The organism is Pseudomonas sp. TE6288, from assembly GCF_054062095.1.
The window spans coordinates 118,662-136,662 of record NZ_JBSSEW010000009.1; the positions used below are offsets into that span (position 1 = coordinate 118,662).

15 protein-coding genes and 1 pseudogene are annotated in these 18,001 nt (G+C 63.6%); 11 read left to right on the forward strand and 5 right to left on the reverse strand.

Features of this window, described 5'->3' with window-relative positions:
* Window positions 1-2: 2 nt before the first annotated feature.
* Entirely contained in the window at window positions 3-662 is a 660-nt protein-coding gene (locus ACVWY1_RS11255) for a GntR family transcriptional regulator (protein ID WP_023631392.1), read from the reverse strand.
* Window positions 663-934: 272 nt separating this feature from the next.
* Here ACVWY1_RS11255 and xdhA point away from each other — a divergent pair, with 272 nt between their 5' ends.
* From xdhA to guaD, 4 genes are all read left to right on the forward strand, one after another.
* The gene (gene xdhA / locus ACVWY1_RS11260) at window positions 935-2,389 is read left to right on the forward strand and encodes a xanthine dehydrogenase small subunit (protein WP_457378283.1); all 1,455 of its coding nucleotides are present in this window, start codon (window positions 935-937) and stop codon (window positions 2,387-2,389) included.
* Window positions 2,382-4,781: a xanthine dehydrogenase molybdopterin binding subunit gene (xdhB, locus tag ACVWY1_RS11265; RefSeq protein WP_457378284.1), complete on the forward strand. Its 2,400-nt coding sequence runs from the start codon at window positions 2,382-2,384 to the stop codon at window positions 4,779-4,781. Before xdhA ends, xdhB begins: the two co-directional genes overlap by 8 nt.
* A gap of 64 nt (window positions 4,782-4,845) precedes the next feature.
* Complete coding sequence (gene xdhC / locus ACVWY1_RS11270; RefSeq protein ID WP_102684658.1) at window positions 4,846-5,691, forward strand: xanthine dehydrogenase accessory protein XdhC; 846 nt, start codon at window positions 4,846-4,848, stop codon at window positions 5,689-5,691.
* Window positions 5,692-5,701: 10 nt separating this feature from the next.
* Window positions 5,702-7,006, forward strand: coding sequence for a guanine deaminase (guaD, locus tag ACVWY1_RS11275; RefSeq protein WP_102684657.1), 1,305 nt, complete (start codon window positions 5,702-5,704; stop codon window positions 7,004-7,006).
* Here the strand turns inward: guaD and aqpZ are convergent.
* Complete coding sequence (gene aqpZ / locus ACVWY1_RS11280) at window positions 7,003-7,701, reverse strand: aquaporin Z (protein ID WP_457378285.1); 699 nt, start codon at window positions 7,699-7,701, stop codon at window positions 7,003-7,005. The genes guaD and aqpZ overlap by 4 nt on opposite strands.
* Window positions 7,702-7,846: 145 nt before the next feature.
* Window positions 7,847-8,602, reverse strand: a complete 756-nt coding sequence (locus ACVWY1_RS11285) for a GntR family transcriptional regulator (protein WP_038705701.1) — start codon at window positions 8,600-8,602, stop codon at window positions 7,847-7,849.
* A 355-nt stretch (window positions 8,603-8,957) separates the two neighbouring features.
* On the opposite strand from ACVWY1_RS11285, the gene ACVWY1_RS11290 reads away from it, so the two are divergent.
* Window positions 8,958-10,307, forward strand: coding sequence for an NCS2 family permease (locus ACVWY1_RS11290; RefSeq protein WP_258598671.1), 1,350 nt, complete (start codon window positions 8,958-8,960; stop codon window positions 10,305-10,307).
* A 454-nt stretch (window positions 10,308-10,761) separates the two neighbouring features.
* Here the strand turns inward: ACVWY1_RS11290 and ACVWY1_RS11295 are convergent.
* Together ACVWY1_RS11295 and uraH are read right to left on the reverse strand one after the other, a co-directional pair.
* A pseudogene (locus ACVWY1_RS11295) lies at window positions 10,762-11,007 on the reverse strand (RHS repeat-associated core domain-containing protein); the annotation flags it as partial.
* A 183-nt stretch (window positions 11,008-11,190) separates the two neighbouring features.
* Window positions 11,191-11,544 carry a hydroxyisourate hydrolase gene (uraH, locus tag ACVWY1_RS11300; protein ID WP_028692847.1) on the reverse strand — a complete coding sequence of 118 codons (354 nt, stop codon included), beginning with the start codon at window positions 11,542-11,544 and terminating at the stop codon, window positions 11,191-11,193.
* Between the two features lie 366 nt (window positions 11,545-11,910).
* On the opposite strand from uraH, the gene puuE reads away from it, so the two are divergent.
* The 6 genes from puuE (at window position 11,911) to ACVWY1_RS11330 (ending at window position 17,937) form a co-directional block, all read left to right on the forward strand.
* The gene (puuE, locus tag ACVWY1_RS11305) at window positions 11,911-12,837 is read left to right on the forward strand and encodes an allantoinase PuuE (RefSeq protein ID WP_102684653.1); all 927 of its coding nucleotides are present in this window, start codon (window positions 11,911-11,913) and stop codon (window positions 12,835-12,837) included.
* Window positions 12,837-13,352 (forward strand): 2-oxo-4-hydroxy-4-carboxy-5-ureidoimidazoline decarboxylase, encoded by a 516-nt coding sequence (gene uraD, locus ACVWY1_RS11310; protein WP_457378286.1) that lies wholly within the window; start codon window positions 12,837-12,839, stop codon window positions 13,350-13,352. Before puuE ends, uraD begins: the two co-directional genes overlap by 1 nt.
* A gap of 98 nt (window positions 13,353-13,450) precedes the next feature.
* Window positions 13,451-13,954 (forward strand): ureidoglycolate lyase, encoded by a 504-nt coding sequence (locus ACVWY1_RS11315; protein ID WP_023631381.1) that lies wholly within the window; start codon window positions 13,451-13,453, stop codon window positions 13,952-13,954.
* 189 nt (window positions 13,955-14,143) lie between these two features.
* On the forward strand, window positions 14,144-15,460 hold the full coding sequence (locus ACVWY1_RS11320; protein ID WP_277503278.1) for a urate hydroxylase PuuD: 1,317 nt from the start codon (window positions 14,144-14,146) through the stop codon (window positions 15,458-15,460).
* 194 nt (window positions 15,461-15,654) lie between these two features.
* Window positions 15,655-17,010, forward strand: a complete 1,356-nt coding sequence (locus tag ACVWY1_RS11325; protein ID WP_046856489.1) for a nucleobase:cation symporter-2 family protein — start codon at window positions 15,655-15,657, stop codon at window positions 17,008-17,010.
* Window positions 17,011-17,151: 141 nt separating this feature from the next.
* Window positions 17,152-17,937, forward strand: a complete 786-nt coding sequence (locus tag ACVWY1_RS11330; RefSeq protein WP_139672561.1) for an outer membrane protein OmpK — start codon at window positions 17,152-17,154, stop codon at window positions 17,935-17,937.
* Window positions 17,938-18,001: the final 64 nt, after the last annotated feature.

An 18,001-nucleotide genomic window follows, 5' to 3' on the forward strand; every position in this document is an offset into this window, starting at 1 on the left:
GGTCAGACCCGCGCCAGCGCCGCCAGCACCAGTTCGCAACTGCGCTGGCAATAGGCGGTGAGCACCTCGCGGATGCGCGGCAGGTCGCGGGCGACCACGGCTTCGAGCAGGCGGGCGAACAGCTCCAGGTAATCGACCATGTTGGCCTGGCGCTGGTCCAGGGCCAGGTAGTAGGCGCGGCTCATGGCCGGCTGCAGGTTCTCGACGGTTTCCTGCAGGTACGGGTTGTTGGCGAACGGATACGCGGCGCGCATCACCGCGAAGCTGTCGCCGACGAAGGCCTTGATGTCCTTGCCGGCATGGGCCTGCTTGAGGCGCTGCTGGATGTCCAGGAACGGGCGCAGGTCGCCCTCGGTGCGCCAATGCTGGGCGACGGCGTTGCCCAGCAGGATGTAGAACTCGCCCATCAGGGCGCACAGGCTGCGCACGCTGTTCTCGTCGAGTTCGGTCACATGGGCGCCACGGCGCGGCAGGATTGCCACCAGGTGCCGGCGCTCGAGGATGAGCAGCGCCTCGCGTACCGAACCGCGGCTGACGTTGAGGGCCTGGGTGACCTTCTGCTCCTGGATGCGCTCGCCGGGTGCGAGTTCGCCGCGGATGATCCGCTCGGCCAGGTAGTGGGCAATTTGCTCGGAGAGGCTGTCCGGCGCCTTGAACGTCATGGTTTTCCTTCGCAATCTGGGTAGCTGTGCACAAGGGCGCGATTGTAGCGCACTTGCCAGGCGCTCGCGCAGCAGGACTGCGTGCTTTGTGCGACTGGCGGGTCAACTTTCCTGCACGGCGCGAACTATGCTTTGGAAAAGGCTCGATGAGGCGGCTCGGAAGGCCCTCGTGCAAATTCTTGACCTTTGAGTCAGAAAATTATTGACCCGAAGGTCAGCCGTTGCTTAGAGTCCGCCGGAACAACAATAAAACCATTGCGAGGCCCTCCCCCGTGATCCAGTTTCTCGTCAACCAGGAGCTGCGCAGCGAGCATGCCCTGGACCCGAACATGACGGTGCTGCAGTACCTGCGCGAGCACCTGGGCAAACCCGGCACCAAGGAAGGCTGCGCCAGCGGCGACTGTGGCGCCTGCACCGTGGTCGTCGGCGAACTTGTCGAAAACGCCCAGGGTGGCGACGACATCCGCTACCGCAGCCTCAACTCATGCCTGACGTTCGTCTCCGCCCTGCACGGCAAGCAACTGATCAGCGTCGAGGGTCTCAAGCACCAGGGCGAACTGCACAGCGTGCAAAAGGCCATGGCCGACTGCCATGGCTCGCAGTGCGGCTTCTGCACCCCTGGTTTCGTCATGTCGCTGTTCGCCCTGCAGAAGAACAGCCAAGGCCACGACCTGCACCAGGCCCAGGAGGCCCTGGCCGGCAACCTGTGCCGCTGCACCGGCTACCGGCCGATCCTCGAGGCTGCCGAGCAGAGCTGCGCACGCCCCTGCCGCGACCAGTTCGACGCTCAGCAGGCGCAGACCATCGCTCGCCTCAAGGCCATCGCCCCGCAACAGACCGGCGAGCTTAATAGCGGCGACAAGCGCTGCCTGGTGCCGCTGACCGTGGCCGATCTGGCCGACCTGTACAGCTCGCACCCCGAGGCGCGCCTGCTGGCCGGGGGTACCGACCTGGCGCTGGAAGTCACCCAGTTCCACCGCACCCTGCCGGTGATGATCTATGTCGGCCACGTCGCCGAACTCAAGCGCATCGACAAGACCGCCAGCCATCTGGAGATCGGCGCCGCCACGCCGCTGACTGACTGCTACACCGCGCTCAACGAGGAATACCCCGACTTCGGCGACCTGCTGCACCGCTTCGCCTCACTGCAGATCCGCAACCAGGGCACTCTCGGCGGCAATATCGGCAACGCCTCGCCAATCGGTGACTCACCACCTCTGTTGATCGCCCTCGACGCGCAGATCGTCCTGCGCCAAGGCGAGCGCCAGCGCACCCTGGCCCTGGAGGACTACTTCATCGACTACCGCATCACTGCACGCCAGGACAGTGAGTTCATCGAAAAGATCGTCGTGCCGCGCGCCAGCAACGACTGGGCCTTCCGCGCCTACAAGGTGTCCAAGCGCCTGGACGACGATATCTCCGCGGTGTGCGCGGCGTTCAACCTGAGCATCGAGAACGGGGTGGTCAGCGGCGTGCGCATCGCCTTCGGCGGCATGGCGGCGACTCCCAAGCGTGCCCGCGCCTGCGAAGCCGCGCTGCGCGGCAAGCCGTGGACCCAGGCCAGCGTCGAACGCGCCTGCCAGGCCCTGGCCGAGGACTTCACCCCGCTCAGCGACTTCCGCGCCAGCCGCGAGTACCGCCTGCTGACCGCGCAGAACCTGCTGCGCAAGTACTTCATCGAACTGCAAACGCCGCACATCGAAACCCGGGTGACCGCCTATGTCTAACCATCACGCCGTCAAGAGCCAGGCCGAGATGGCCGCACTGTTCAGCCAGGACCTGACCACCGGGGTCGGCCGCAGCCTCAAGCACGACAGCGCCGACAAGCATGTGGCCGGCGAGGCGGTGTACATCGACGACCGCCTGGAATTCCCCAACCAGCTGCACGTCTATGCACGCACCGCCGACCGCGCTCATGCGCGCATCCTGCGCATCGACACCACGCCCTGCTACCAGTTCGAAGGGGTGCGCATCGCCATCACCCACGAAGATATCCCAGGCCTCAAGGACATCGGCCCGGTGGTCGCCGGCGACCCGTTGCTGGCCATCGACAAGGTCGAGTTCTTCGGCCAGCCGGTGCTCGCCGTTGCCGCCTGCGACCTCGAGACCGCCAGGCGCGCCGCCATGGCCGCCATCGTCGAGTACGAAGACCTGGAGCCGGTGCTCGACGTGGTCGAAGCCCTGCGCAAGAAGCACTTCGTGCTCGACAGCCACACCCACCAGCGCGGCGACTCTGCCGCCGCACTGGCCAGTGCCCCGCACCGCATCCAGGGCACCCTGCACATCGGCGGCCAGGAGCACTTCTACCTGGAGACCCAGATCAGCTCGGTGATGCCCGTTGAAGACGGCGGCATGATCGTCTACTGCTCGACGCAAAACCCCACCGAGGTACAGAAGCTGGTGGCCGAGGTGCTCGACGTGCCGATGCACAAGATCGTCGTCGACATGCGCCGCATGGGTGGCGGTTTCGGCGGCAAGGAAACCCAGGCCGCCAGCCCCGCGTGCCTGTGCGCGGTGATCGCGCGCCTGACCGGCCAGCCGACCAAGATGCGCCTGCCGCGGGTCGAAGACATGACCATGACCGGCAAGCGTCACCCGTTCTACGTGGAATATGACGTCGGCTTCGACGACAACGGCCGCCTGCACGGGATCAATTTCGACCTGGCGGGCAACTGCGGCTACTCGCCGGACCTGTCCGGTTCGATCGTCGACCGCGCCATGTTCCACTCCGACAACGCCTACTACCTGGGCGATGCCACGGTGCACGGCCACCGCTGCAAGACCAACACGGCCTCCAACACTGCCTACCGCGGCTTCGGCGGCCCGCAGGGGATGGTCGCCATCGAGCAGGTGATGGACCATATCGCCCGTCACCTGGCCCTCGACCCGCTGGCGGTGCGCAAGGCCAACTACTACGGCAAGACCGAGCGCAACGTCACCCACTACTACCAGACCGTCGAGCACAACATGCTCGAGGAGATGACCGCCGAGCTCGAAGCCAGCAGCGACTACCATGAGCGCCGCGAATCGATCCGCCGCTTCAACGCCAACAGCCCGGTGCTGAAAAAAGGCCTGGCGCTGACCCCGGTGAAGTTCGGCATCTCGTTCACCGCCACCTTCCTCAACCAGGCAGGTGCCTTGATCCACATCTACACCGACGGCAGCATCCACCTCAACCACGGCGGCACCGAGATGGGCCAGGGCCTGAACACCAAGGTCGCGCAGGTGGTGGCGCAGGTGTTCCAGGTCGACTTCAACCGTATCCAGATCACCGCCACCAATACCGACAAGGTGCCCAACACCTCGCCCACCGCCGCCTCCAGCGGCGCCGACCTGAACGGCAAGGCCGCGCAGAACGCCGCCGAGATCCTCAAGAAGCGCCTGACCGAGTTCGCGGCCCGGCACTACAACGTCACCGAGGAAGACGTCGAGTTCCGTAACGGCCATGTGCGCGTGCGCGAGCAGATCGTCAGTTTCGAGCAATTGGTCCAGCAGGCCTATTTCGCCCAGGTGTCGCTGTCGACCACCGGTTTCTACCGCACGCCGAAGATTTTCTACGACCGCAACCAGGCCCGTGGCCGCCCGTTCTACTACTTCGCGTTCGGCGCCGCCTGCGTGGAGGTGATCGTCGATACCCTGACCGGCGAGTACAAGATGCTGCGCGCCGACATCCTGCACGACGTGGGCGATTCGCTGAACCCTGCCATCGACATCGGCCAGGTGGAGGGTGGTTTTGTCCAGGGCATGGGCTGGCTGACCACCGAGGAACTGGTGTGGAATGCCAAGGGCAAGCTGATGACCAACGGCCCGGCCAGCTACAAGATCCCGGCTGTGGCCGACATGCCGATCGATATGCGCGTCAAGCTGGTGGAGAACCGCAAGAACCCCGAGGACACCGTGTTCCACTCCAAGGCCGTGGGCGAGCCGCCGTTCATGCTCGGCATTGCCGCCTGGTGCGCGATCAAGGACGCGGTGGCGAGCATCGCCGACTACCGCGTGCAGCCAAACGTCGACGCGCCGTCGACGCCGGAGCGGGTATTGTGGGGTTGCGAGCAGATGCGCAAGGCGGTGGCCGCGGCGCAGCCTGCCGAACAGCAACTGGAGCCCGTGACGCACTGACGCCACGCTCCCTGTAGGCGCGACCTTAGGTTGCGCCTACAGGGGACCGAGGAGGACTGAAGACATGCACCAATGGATCAACGCCCTCGCCGACCACCAAGCCCGTGGCGAGCCCTGCGTGCTGGTAACCATCATCGAGGAGCGCGGCTCCACCCCGCGCAACGCCGGCTCGAAAATGGTGGTCAGCGCCAGCGCGCTGTACGACACCATCGGCGGCGGCCACCTGGAGTTCAAGGCCCTGCACATCGCCCGCCAGATGCTCGCGGAACACCGCAGTACCCCGCACCTGGAGCGCTTCAGCCTCGGCGCCAGCCTCGGCCAGTGCTGCGGCGGCGCCACCGTGCTGCTGTTCGAGCCGATGAGCGGCGTGCAGGCCGAGATCGCCGTGTTCGGCGCGGGCCATGTCGGCCGCGCTCTGGTACCCTTGCTCGCCGCGCTGCCCTGCCGGGTGCGCTGGATCGATTCGCGCGAGCAGGAGTTCCCCGCGCTCATCCCCACCGGAGTGAGCAAGATCGTCAGCGAAGAGCCGGTCGACGAAGTTGCCGACCTGCCCGCCGGCAGCTACTGCATCGTCATGACCCACAACCACCAGCTGGACCTGGAACTGACCGCCGCGATCCTCAAGCGCAACGACTTCACCTGGTTCGGCCTGATCGGCTCGAAGACCAAGCGGGTCAAGTTCGAGCACCGCCTGCGCGAGCGCGGCTTCGACGACGCCCTGATGGCGCGCATGCGCTGCCCGATGGGCCTGGCCGAGGTCAAGGGCAAGCTGCCGATCGAGATCGCCGTGTCCATCGCCGCCGAAATCATTGCCACCTACAACGCCTGCTTCGGCCAGCACGACGCTGCCGCCAATTCAGGCCCCATCGCCCAGTTGCTGCCGTCCTCGCGACGCAGCCAGACCCTTTGACGAGAGCCCCATGAGCGCAACCCGCAAAGCCTACCGAGCCGCCATCCTGCACAGCATCGCCGACCCCGCCGAGGTCGGCCTGGAGGCGTCCTGCGAATACTATGAAGACGGCCTGCTGGTGGTCGACGACGGCCGCATCAGCGCCCTGGGCCATGCCAGCGAGCTGCTGCCAACCCTCGACGCCGCCATCCCGGTGCAACACTACCAGGACGCCCTGATCACCCCGGGTTTCATCGACACCCACATCCACTTCCCGCAGACTGGCATGATCGGCTCCTACGGCGAGCAGCTGCTGGACTGGCTGAACACCTACACCTTCCCCTGCGAAAAGCAGTTCGCCGACAAGGCCCATGCCGACCAGGTGGCGAAGATCTTCCTCGCCGAACTGCTGCGCAACGGCACCACCACCGCGCTGGTGTTCGGCAGCGTGCACCCCGAGTCGGTCAACGCCCTGTTCGAGGAGGCCGAGCGCCTGGATCTGCGCATGATCGCCGGCAAGGTGATGATGGACCGCAACGCCCCCGACTACCTCACCGACACCGCCGAGTCCAGCTACCGCGACAGCAAGATGCTGATCGAGCGCTGGCACGGCAAGGGCCGCTTGCACTACGCGGTCACCCCGCGCTTCGCGCCGACCAGCACGCCGGAACAGTTGAGCGTGGCCGGCCAGTTGCTCAAGGAACACCCGGGCGTGTACATGCACACCCACCTGTCGGAGAACCTCAAGGAAATCGACTGGGTCAAGGAACTGTTCCCCGAGCAGCAAGGCTACCTGGACGTCTACGACCACTTCGAGCTGCTCGGCGAGCGCTCGGTGTTCGCCCACGGCGTGCACCTGTGCGACGACGAGTGCCAGCGCCTGGCCGAAACCGGTTCGGCCATCGCCTTCTGCCCGACCTCCAACCTGTTCCTCGGCAGCGGCCTGTTCAATCTGCCCCAGGCCGAGCGCTTCAAGGTCAACGTCGGCCTGGGCACCGATGTCGGCGCCGGCACCAGCTTCTCGCTGCTCAACACCCTGAACGAGGCGTACAAGGTGATGCAGTTGCAAGGCGCGCGCCTGCACCCGTACAAGTCGCTGTACCTGGCCACCCTCGGCGGCGCCCGCGCCCTGCGCCTGGAGGACCGCATCGGCAGCCTGCGCCCGGGCAATGACGCCGACTTCGTGGTGCTCGACTACAAGGCCACCCCGCTGCTGGACTACCGCCTGCAGCAGTCGAAAAGCATCGAGGAGACCTTGTTCGTGCTCACCACCCTGGGCGACGACCGCACCGTGCGCGAGACCTACGCCGCCGGGCGTTGCGTACACCAGCGCTAAGGTTGTTTGGCCAGGCCTCGATAGAATGCACCGCCGATCACAGCGCCGATCAGCGGTGCCAGCCAGAACAGCCAAAGTTGCTGCAGCGCCCAGCCACCGACGAACAGCGCAGGCCCGGTGCTGCGCGCCGGGTTCACCGAGGTGTTGGTGACCGGGATCGAGATCAGGTGGATCAAGGTCAACGCCAGGCCAATGGCGATCGGCGCAAACCCGGCCGGCGCCCGGGCGTCCGTGGCGCCCATGATGATCACCAGGAACATCGCGGTCATCACCACTTCGCTGACGAAGCCTGCGGCCAGGGTGTAGCCGCCGGGCGAGTGTTCGCCATAACCATTCGACGCCATGCCGTTACCCACCTCGAAACCGGCCTTGCCGGTGGCGATGAAGTAGATCACCGCCGCGGCGAGGATCGCGCCGATCACCTGGGCAATCACGTAGGGCAGCAACTCTTTTGCCGGGAATCGCCCCCCCACCACCAGCCCGAACGACACGGCGGGGTTGAGGTGACAACCGGAGATATGGCCGATGGCGAATGCCATGGTCAGGACGGTAAGGCCGAAAGCGAAGGCGACACCCAGGACACCGATGCCGACAGGCGAGCTGGCGGCCAGCACCGCGCTGCCACAGCCACCCAGGACCAACCAGAAGGTGCCGACCAGCTCGGCACCCATGCGCACACCCAGGGATGAACTCATGGAGCATTCCTCAAGTAATTGGACGCAACGACTGCGCAAGCCCAACTGCTTGATGAAGGTTTGCTGAGGAAAATCTAGCAGAGCCTTGGCCAAGGGCCAGTAAAGCCAGGGGCTGCGAAGCAGCCCCGCTCAGGCAGGCAAACGATCAACCCTTGGCAGTAGCCTTGGGCTTTTTCAGCAGGTGAGAGAACACCGCGTGCAGATCGTCCGAGGCGCTCTCCTCGTCGAGGTTGAGCTTGCTGTCGATATGGTCCATGTGATGCATCATCAGGCTTACCGCCTGCTCGGCATCACGGGCCTCGATCGCATCGATCAGCTGCATGTGCTCATCGTACGAGCAGTGCGAGCGGTTGCCGCTCTCGTACTGGGCGATGATCAGCGAAGTCTGCGACACCAGGCTGCGCTGGAAGCTCACCAGCGGTGCGTTGCCGGCGGCTTCGGCCAGCTTGAGGTGAAACTCGCCGGACAGGCGGATACCGGCGCCACGGTCGCCACGGGAGAAGCTGTCACGCTCCTCGCGGACCATCTGGCGCAGTTCGTTGAGCTGTTCGAGAGTGGCGTGCTGCACGGCCAGTTCGGTGATGGCGCGCTCGACCATGCGCCGCGAGAAGAACACCTGCCGCGCCTCCTCGACCGTGGGGCTGGCCACCACCGCACCACGGTTGGGCCGCAACAGCACCACGCTTTCATGGGCCAGACGCGACAGGGCGCGGCGGATGATGGTGCGGCTGACGCCGAAGATCTCGCCCAGTGCTTCCTCGCTCAACTTGGTGCCCGGTGCCAGACGCTGCTCGAGGATCGCCTCGAAGATATGCGCATAGACGATGTCGTCCTGGGTACCGCTGCGGCCGGCCTTGCCAGTGCGCACAGGTTTTTTCAGAGGTTGCAGCTGTTCGTTCATGGGCTCTCGAGCACAAAGGATCTGCCAGTCGGACCGTGACTGTAATACCGGTCAGCGGGGGGATGGCAAGCCCTGGAAGAAGAAAAGGGGCCAAGGTATGGCGCCATTGTACACAGGCTGACCCGTTTCTGCAGGTGGCCTTTTACCTATATAGCCGTTGTACGGCAGTTCGTGGGAACAAAAGATAAAACATTATTTGCATTCTTTGTACACAAAAGCATAATCCTGCGAGCAACTTCCTGACCCAAAAGTCAACAAACTGGTCGGACGTCTGCCACACCCCCTCGCGAAGCCCCCCAGTGCATGGCTCAGGACCAGGCTTCGAACAACAAGAAAGACTTGAGGAGTACTCGCTGTGGAAAGCCGCAAATCCGAAGCACCTACGCTGGATCTCGTCCCACCGCTCGAAACGGGCTGGCTGGAGCGGATTTTCAAACTCAAGCAGCATGGCAGCACCGTCCGCACCGAGCTGATCGCCGGGGTGACCACCTTCATCACCATGGCCTACATCATCTTCGTCAACCCCAACATCATGGCCGACGCCGGCATCGACCACGGCGCGGCATTCGTCGCCACCTGCATCGCCGCCGCCCTCGGCTGCCTGCTGATGGGCCTGTACGCCAACTGGCCGGTCGGCCTGGCGCCGGGCATGGGGCTCAACGCCTTCTTCACCTACACCGTGGTCGGCACCATGGGCTACAACTGGGAAACGGCGCTGGGGGCGGTGTTCGTCTCGGGCGTGCTGTTCATGTTCCTGACCGTTTCGCGCGTGCGTGAGTGGCTGCTCAACAGCATCCCGCTAAGCCTGCGCCATGCCATGGGGGCCGGCGTCGGCTTGTTCCTCGGGCTGATCGGCCTGAAAACCGCCGGCATCATCGTCGACAGCCCGGCAACCCTGGTCAAGCTCGGCTCGCTGCATGAGCCCGGCCCACTGCTGGCGGCGGTGTGCTTCCTGCTGATCGCCATCCTCAGCTACAAGCGGGTGTTCGGCGCGATCCTGATCAGCATCATCGGCGTCACCCTGGCCGGCTGGGGCCTGGGCCTGGTCAAGTTCGGCGGGGTGGTGTCGATGCCACCAAGCCTGGCACCGACCTGGATGGCCATGGACGTGGTCGGCGTGTTCAACGTCAGCATGATCAGCGTGGTACTGGCGTTCCTGTTCGTGCACATGTTCGACACCGCCGGCACGCTGATGGGCGTGGCTCAGCGCGCCAATCTGGTGGCACCGGACGGGCGCATCGAGAACCTGTCGCGGGCACTGAAGGCCGACAGCACCTCCAGCGTGTTCGGCGCGGTGGTCGGCGTGCCGCCGGTGACCAGTTACGTGGAAAGTGCTGCGGGTGTGGCGGCAGGCGGGCGCACCGGTTTGACCGCCGTGGTGGTTGGCGTGCTGTTCATTGCCGCAATGTTCTTCGCCCCGCTGGCCGGAATGATTCCGGCCTATGCCACCGCTGGCGCGCTGATCTACGTGGCGATGCTGATGATGGGCAGCATGGCGCATATCGAGTGGGATGAAGCCACCGACAGCATTCCGGCGATCGTCACGGTGATCATGATGCCACTGACCTTCTCGGTGGCAGACGGCATTGCCCTTGGCTTCATCAGCTACGTGGCGCTCAAGGCGGGCACCGGGAAATTCAAGGAGATCTCGGCCAGCCTGTGGGTGCTGTGCGCCATCTTCATTGCGAAGTTTGTGTTCCTCTGATCTTCACAGCCTTAACAGAGGGCGCTTCGGCGCCCTTACTTGTTGATCCTGGTGATATAGTTTTTTTCCTCGCGAAAATGCCCGTCCGCGGAAGGTTGGCTGGCTTTGCGTCAGGCGGAGCCTCTTTTACAACTTCAATGACATCATAAGCCGCTGGCAGGATCGCGGTCACATCAAACGCATCCTTCTTGTAGCCTATGTCTGGCACTAAACTGACACCGGCTTTAAGAAGTACCACTAAGGTAACACCCTCTATAGCGGCTTTACGGTAGGGCTCTACATATGCTGAGTCTGGCCCGAGATAGAAAGCCTCCCCTTGAGCTTGCCTACCTGGCCTTGAATGGCCTCGGGAAACACCTTGCACCAACCCTGGTACATTAAATCCATCTGTCGCGTGAAACCCAAGTACTATACGCCTCGCCGCCTTACCAAGTAACATCACAGATGATTTAACATGACCACTTGGGTCTTTGTTGTTCAGCGGATCTCCCTGACAGTAGCTGTATGCGTTCAAATCACCTTTGGCGAACGGACTCATACTGTCCGGGCTATTGAAAGTCATCAAAACCGGATTGTACGCTCTGTAACCATTACCCAAAAGGTAATGACCAGTTGCCCTTTCCACCAACTCGCCAGTGAACCCGAGGGAAACTTGACCGCGCCTATGGTAGCCATAGGGCGTGTATGCATATTGAGTGCTCATCAGGCCGGATGCTCAGCTGACTGAAAGCCCGATGGTCTCAAACGACCGACACACAGACCACTGACAAAAATGTCAGTGGCACGCCGAGCCCCCACCTGAAAGAGCATATTCAGCAGACGAAAAAAAGCCCGCCAGTGTGAGAGCGGGCCAAGGACCTACGAAGATTCTTCTAGCGACCAACTAGCTTCCACGATAGGTCGAATAGCTGTACGGCGAGATCAGCAGCGGCACATGGTAGTGCTCCTGCTGCTCGTCGATGCCGAAGCGCAGCACGACCACGTCGAGGAACGCGGTGTCCGGCAGCTTCACACCCTTGGCGCGGTAGTAGTCACCGGCGCTGAACTGCAATTGATAGACGCCGGTGCGGTAGTCGTCACCCTGCAGCAGCGGCGCGTCAACGCGGCCATCGCTGTTGGTCAGGGCGGTGTTCACCAGTTCCAGTTGCTGGCCTTCGACGCGGTACAGCTCGACCTTGATCGAGCTGCCCGGGCAGCCATGCGCGGCGTCCAGTACGTGTGTGGTCAAACGTCCCATTTGCTTGTCGCCTCTTGTCGTCTACGTGGGCAAAAAATACACGGCAACAGGCTGGCACCGTGCGGGAATGCAGCCATTAAGACAGTTTAGCGATAGATTGTACACAATTTTTTCTGCATCCAAGGTCAAGGCTCCTCGAACACTCCATCAGTCGCAAAGACACGCCCGATGCCGACCCTCGCGGCATTAGCTGACCAATCAGGCAGGTTTCTTGCAAGCCATTCTCAGGCGACAAATGGGAAGAAATGCGGAAAAACAGGCTTACAAAGTATTTAAGAAGTTGTATACAATCAGCCCATCCGGTGGTGCGACATCCCGACGCGGCCCGCCCACCACTCGCACATACGTACAAGAAGGAAGACTGCAGTGAGCGCTGACTACCCTCGCGACCTGATCGGTTACGCCAACAACCCACCTCATCCGCAATGGCCGGGCAATGCCCGCATTGCACTGTCCTTCGTGCTCAACTACGAAGAAGGTGGCGAGCGCAACATCCTGCACGGCGACAAAGAGTCCGAAGCGTTCCTCTCCGAAATGGTCGCCGCCCAGCCGCTGCAGGGCGCGCGCAACATGAGCATGGAGTCGCTCTACGAATACGGCAGCCGCGCCGGCGTATGGCGCCTGCTCAAGCTGTTCAAGGACAGCGGCGTGCCGCTGACCATCTTCGCCGTGGCCATGGCCGCCCAGCGCCACCCCGACGTGATCCGCGCCATGGTCGAGGCCGGCCACGAGATCTGCAGCCACGGCTACCGCTGGATCGACTACCAGTACATGGATGAAGCGCAAGAGCGCGAGCACATGCTCGAAGCCATCCGCATCCTCACCGAACTCACCGGCGAACGCCCACTGGGCTGGTATACCGGCCGCACCGGCCCGAACACCCGGCGCCTGGTCATGGAGGAAGGCGGCTTCCTCTACGACAGCGACACCTATGACGACGACCTGCCCTACTGGGAGCCGAGCAACCCGACCGGCAAGCCGCACCTGGTGATCCCCTACACCCTCGACACCAACGACATGCGCTTCACCCAGGTACAGGGCTTCAACTGCGGCGAGCAGTTCTTCCAGTACCTCAAGGACGCTTTCGACGTGCTCTACGAGGAAGGCGCCGAGGCGCCAAAGATGCTCTCCATCGGCCTGCACTGCCGCCTGGTCGGCCGCCCGGCGCGCCTGGCCGCGCTCAAGCGCTTCGTCGACTACGCCAAGAGCCACGAGCAGGTCTGGTTCGCCCGTCGCGTGGACATCGCCCGCCACTGGCACGCCACCCACCCGTACAAGAAAGAGAACGCCTGATGACCGCCTTCAAGACCCTCAAGCCCTCCACCCTCGACCGCGCCGCCTTCGTCGCGGCCTTCGCCGACATCTACGAGCACTCGCCGTGGGTCGCCGAGAAAGCCTACGACCTGGGGCAACTGGCCGAGCTGGACGAGATCGAGGCGCTGCATCAACGCATGAGCGACATCCTCCTCAGCGCCAGCCATGCCGAGCAACTGGCACTGATCAACGCTCACCCGGACCTGGCCGGCAAGGCCGCCATCCAGGGCGAGCTGACCGAATCGAGCACCAACGAGCAGGCCGGCGCCGGCATTCACCAGTGCACCGCTGAAGAGTTCGCCCGCTTCACCGAACTCAACGACGCCTACAAGGCCAAGTTCCAGTTCCCGTTCATCATGGCGGTCAAGGGCAGCAACCGGCACCAGATCCTCGCCTCCTTCGAAAAACGCATCCACAACGACACCGATGCCGAGTTCAAGGAAGCCCTGGCCCAGATCAACCTGATTGGCCTGTTCCGCCTGCTTCAGCTTTGAGGGTTGAACCCCGTCCTGGCCCGAGTGCGTGACGCGTCCGCACCCAGGGCCTGGCCGGCAAGCCAACCCACCCAACAACGAATAGAAGAGATAACCGCATGCGCACCCTGATGATCGAGCCCCTGACCAAAGAAGCCTTCGCCCCCTTCGGTGACGTGATCGAAACCGACGGCAGCGACCACTTCATGATCAACAACGGCTCGACCATGCGCTTCCACAAGCTCGCCACGGTCGAGACCGCCGAGCCTGAAGACAAGGCGATCATCAGCATCTTCCGCGCCGACGCGCTGGAGATGCCGCTGACCGTGCGCATGCTGGAACGCCATCCGCTGGGCAGCCAGGCTTTCATCCCGCTGCTCGGCAACCCCTTTCTGATCGTGGTCGCGCCACTTGGCGATGCACCTGTATCAGGCTTGGTCCGCGCCTTCCGCAGCAATGGCAGGCAGGGCATCAATTACCATCGCGGCGTCTGGCACCACCCGGTGCTGACGATCGAAAAGCGGGATGACTTCCTGGTGGTTGATCGCAGTGGTTCCGGCAACAACTGCGATGAGCATTACTTCCCCGAGGAACAGATGTTGATCCTCAATCCCCACCAATAAGAAAGGGTCGGTCATCCGAGGGGCTGTACGAAATGCTTCGAGCGGCGATCAGGCAAGGCGAAAACAGGCGAGGAAGCGGAGTTTGCTCATTGCAAATGAGCATTCCGAGCCTGTTTTCAACGCTGCATGATCGCCGCGCAGAAGTGTTTCGTGCAGTCCCTGAACGGTGACTGGCGAGAGGTATATACTGTGGAAGCACACCTTCACGAATGGCTGAACCTGAGCATTCGCTGGGTTCACATGATCACCGGCGTGGCCTGGATCGGTGCATCGTTCTACTTCGTCTGGCTGGAGAACCACCTGAACCGAAGCAACCCGCGCGATGGGTTGTCGGGTGACCTCTGGGCCATCCACGGTGGTGGTATCTACCACCTGGAAAAATACAAGCTGGCCCCGCCGAAGATGCCCGAGAACCTGCACTGGTTCAAATGGGAAGCCTACTTCACCTGGATGTCCGGGATCGCCCTGCTGTGCGTGGTGTTCTACTGGAACCCGACCCTGTACCTGCTGGCACCCGGCAGCACCCTCAGCGGTGCCGAAGGCGTGGCCATTGGTATTGGCTCGCTGATCGCCGGCTGGTTCATCTACGACTTCCTCTGCGACTCGCCCCTGGGCAAGAAGCCGGCCCTGCTCGGCGCCGTGCTGTTCGTGCTGATCATCGCCGCCTGCTGGGGCTTCAGCCTGGTGTTCAGCGGCCGCGGCGCGTACCTGCACACCGGCGCGATCATCGGCACCATCATGGTCGGCAACGTGTTCCGTATCATCATGCCGGCGCAGCGCCAGCTGGTGGCGGCCATCGAGAACAACCAGACCCCCGACCCGGTGCTGCCGGCCAAGGGCCTGCTGCGCTCGCGCCACAACAACTACTTCACCCTGCCGGTGCTGTTCATCATGATCAGCAACCACTTCCCGAGCACCTACGGCAGCCAGTACAACTGGCTGATCCTGGCCGGGATCGCGGTGGCCGCGGTATTGATCCGTCACTATTTCAACACCCGCCACGACAGCAACAAGTACGCCTGGACCCTGCCAGTCGGTGCCCTGGCGATGATCTGCCTGGCCTACGTGACCGGCCCCAAGCCGCTGCCGACCGCCCCTGAGCAAGCCGCCGCCAAGGTCGAGTACCAGCCGCTGCCGGCCACTGCCGTAGGTGGCAAGACCGCCGCCGAGCTGCGCGCCGAGGAAGCCGCCAAACCTGCGGCCCCCGCCGAGGCACCTGCCCAGGCCACCACCCAGGCTGGCGGTGAAACCTTCGACAAGATCCACACCGTCATCCAGGAACGCTGCACCGTGTGCCATTCGGCCAAGCCGACCAGCCCGCTGTTCAGCGCAGCCCCAGCCGGCGTGATGTTCGACACCCCGCAGCAGATCCAGGCCCAGGCCGCGCGCATCCAGGCGCAGGCCGTCGCCAGCCAGATCATGCCGCTGGGCAACATCACCCAGATGACCGTCGAGGAGCGCAAGCTGGTCGGCGACTGGATCGCCAAAGGCGCGCAGGTCAACTGAGACACCCCACGACTGCGTGGGAGCGGGCTTGCCCCGCAATGAGGCCGGTACTCCCGGCCTCGCTACAAGCTCTACGTAACAAGCAAGCATCGAGCGTTCGGCTTCACGCGGGAACCCCGGCCTCCTTTACCGGAGCCTGCCACGTGAAGCCGCCCGCTTGGATCCGAGAATAAAAACAAAACTCGAGGTGCTGCATGTCCGAGTCACCCAAGGCGTACATCCCTGTTGCGCCGCCACGACAGCCCCTGCCTTTGTTCCAGCTGATCCTGGTGGGTCTGCAACACGTTCTGCTGATGTACGGCGGCGCCATCGCGGTGCCGCTGATCATTGGCCAGGCGGCGGGCCTGTCCCGCGAAGAAGTCGCCTTCCTGATCAACGCCGACCTGCTGGTCGCCGGCGTTGCCACGATCATCCAATCCTTCGGTATCGGCCCGGTCGGCATTCGCATGCCGGTCATGATGGGCGCCAGCTTCGCCGCCGTCGGCAGCATGGTGGCCATGGCCGGCATGCCGGGCGTCGGCCTGCAGGGGATCTTCGGCGCGACCATCGCCGCCGGATTCTTCGGCATGCTGATCGCGCCGTTCATGTCCAAGGTCGTGCGCTTCTTCCCGCCGCTGGTGACCGGCACGGTCATCACCTCCATCGGCTTGTCGCTGTTCCCGGTAGCGGTCAACTGGGCCGGTGGCGGCCATGACGCCGAAGCCTTCGGCGCGCCGATCTACCTGATGGTCGCCGGCCTGGTGCTGGCGGTGATCCTGCTGATCAACCGCTTCATGCGCGGCTTCTGGGTCAACGTGTCGGTACTGGTGGGCATGGGCCTGGGTTACGTGCTCGCCGGTTCCATCGGCATGGTCGACCTGTCGGGCCTGAGCGAGGCACCGTGGCTGCAGGTGGTTACGCCGCTGCACTTCGGCATGCCGACCTTCAGCCTGGCGCCGATCCTGTCGATGTGCCTGGTGGTGGTGATCATCTTCGTCGAGTCGACGGGCATGTTCCTTGCCCTGGGCAAGGTGACCGACCGTGAAGTAACGCCAGGCATGCTGCGGCGCGGCCTGCTGTGCGATGCCGGCGCGTCGTTCATCGCCGGCTTCTTCAACACCTTCACCCACTCCTCGTTCGCCCAGAACATCGGCCTGGTGCAGATGACCGGGGTGCGCTGCCGCTACGTCACGGTGATGGCCGGCGCGTTGCTGATCCTGCTCAGCCTGCTGCCCAAGGCGGCCTTCCTGATCGCCTCGATCCCGCCCGCGGTACTGGGCGGCGCGTCCATCGCCATGTTCGGCATGGTCACCGCCACCGGGATCAAGATCCTCCAGGAAGCGGACATCTCCGACCGACGCAACCAGTTGCTGGTCGCCGTCAGCGTCGGCTTTGGCCTGATCCCGGTGGTGCGCCCGGAGTTCTTCGCGCAGATGCCGCAGTGGATGGAACCGATCACCCACAGTGGCATCGCCATGGCCACCCTCAGCGCCCTGGTGCTGAACCTGCTGTTCAACATCCTCGGCGGCGCCGACCGCGCCGCGCACAACGATGCCTGTCACCAGCATTGAGTGACCAGGGGCGGCGCCGTCCTGGCCGCCCCGCTTCAACCCTGTGGTAACGCAGTACCGTCGGCCCGCCGGAATGGGCCGTCCGGGGCGCCTGCGCGCCGAAAAAGCCCTTACAAAAACAATAAGTCCGGGAATCACAACATGAAGCGCATCACCACCTCCGTCCTGCTGGGCAGCAGCCTGCTGGCCACCCTCCCCGCCCATGCCGGCGAATGGCTGCAGTGGCACGGCGAAAGCCTGTCCTACCTCTACGGCAAGGACTTCAAGGTCAACCCCGACATCCAGCAGACCATCACCTTCGAGCACGCCAACAAGTGGAAGTACGGCGACACCTTCCTGTTCGTCGACAAGATCTTCTACAACGGCAAGGCCGACCCCGGCAAAGGCGTGACCACCTACTACGGTGAGTTCAGCCCGCGCCTGTCGTTCGGCAAGATCTTCGAGCGCAACCTGGCCTTCGGCCCGGTCAAGGACGTGCTGCTGGCCATGACCTACGAGCGTGGCGAGGGCGACAACGAGGCCTACCTGATCGGCCCCGGCTTCGACCTGAACGTGCCCGGCTTCAACTACTTCACCCTGAACTTCTACCTGCGCAACACCGAGGGCAGCCGCCCCGGCGACAACGTCTGGCAGATCACCCCGGCCTGGTCCTACACCATCCCGGTGGGCAAGTCCGACATCCTGATCGACGGCTACATCGACTGGGTGGTCGACAACGACCAGACCCGCCGTGGCACCTACCACGCCAACCTGCAGTTCAACCCACAGGTCAAATACGACCTGGGCAAGGCCCTTAACCTGGGCGCCAAGCAGCTCTACGTCGGCTTCGAATACAGCTACTGGAAGGACAAGTACGGCATTGACAGCCGCGGCAACGTGGACAGCAACCAGAGCGTCGCCAGCGCCCTGGTGAAGGTGCATTTCTGACCGAACGGGCGCATGCCCGATGATGTGACACCGTGCTCCAGGACGGAGCACTTGAGGCCCGGCG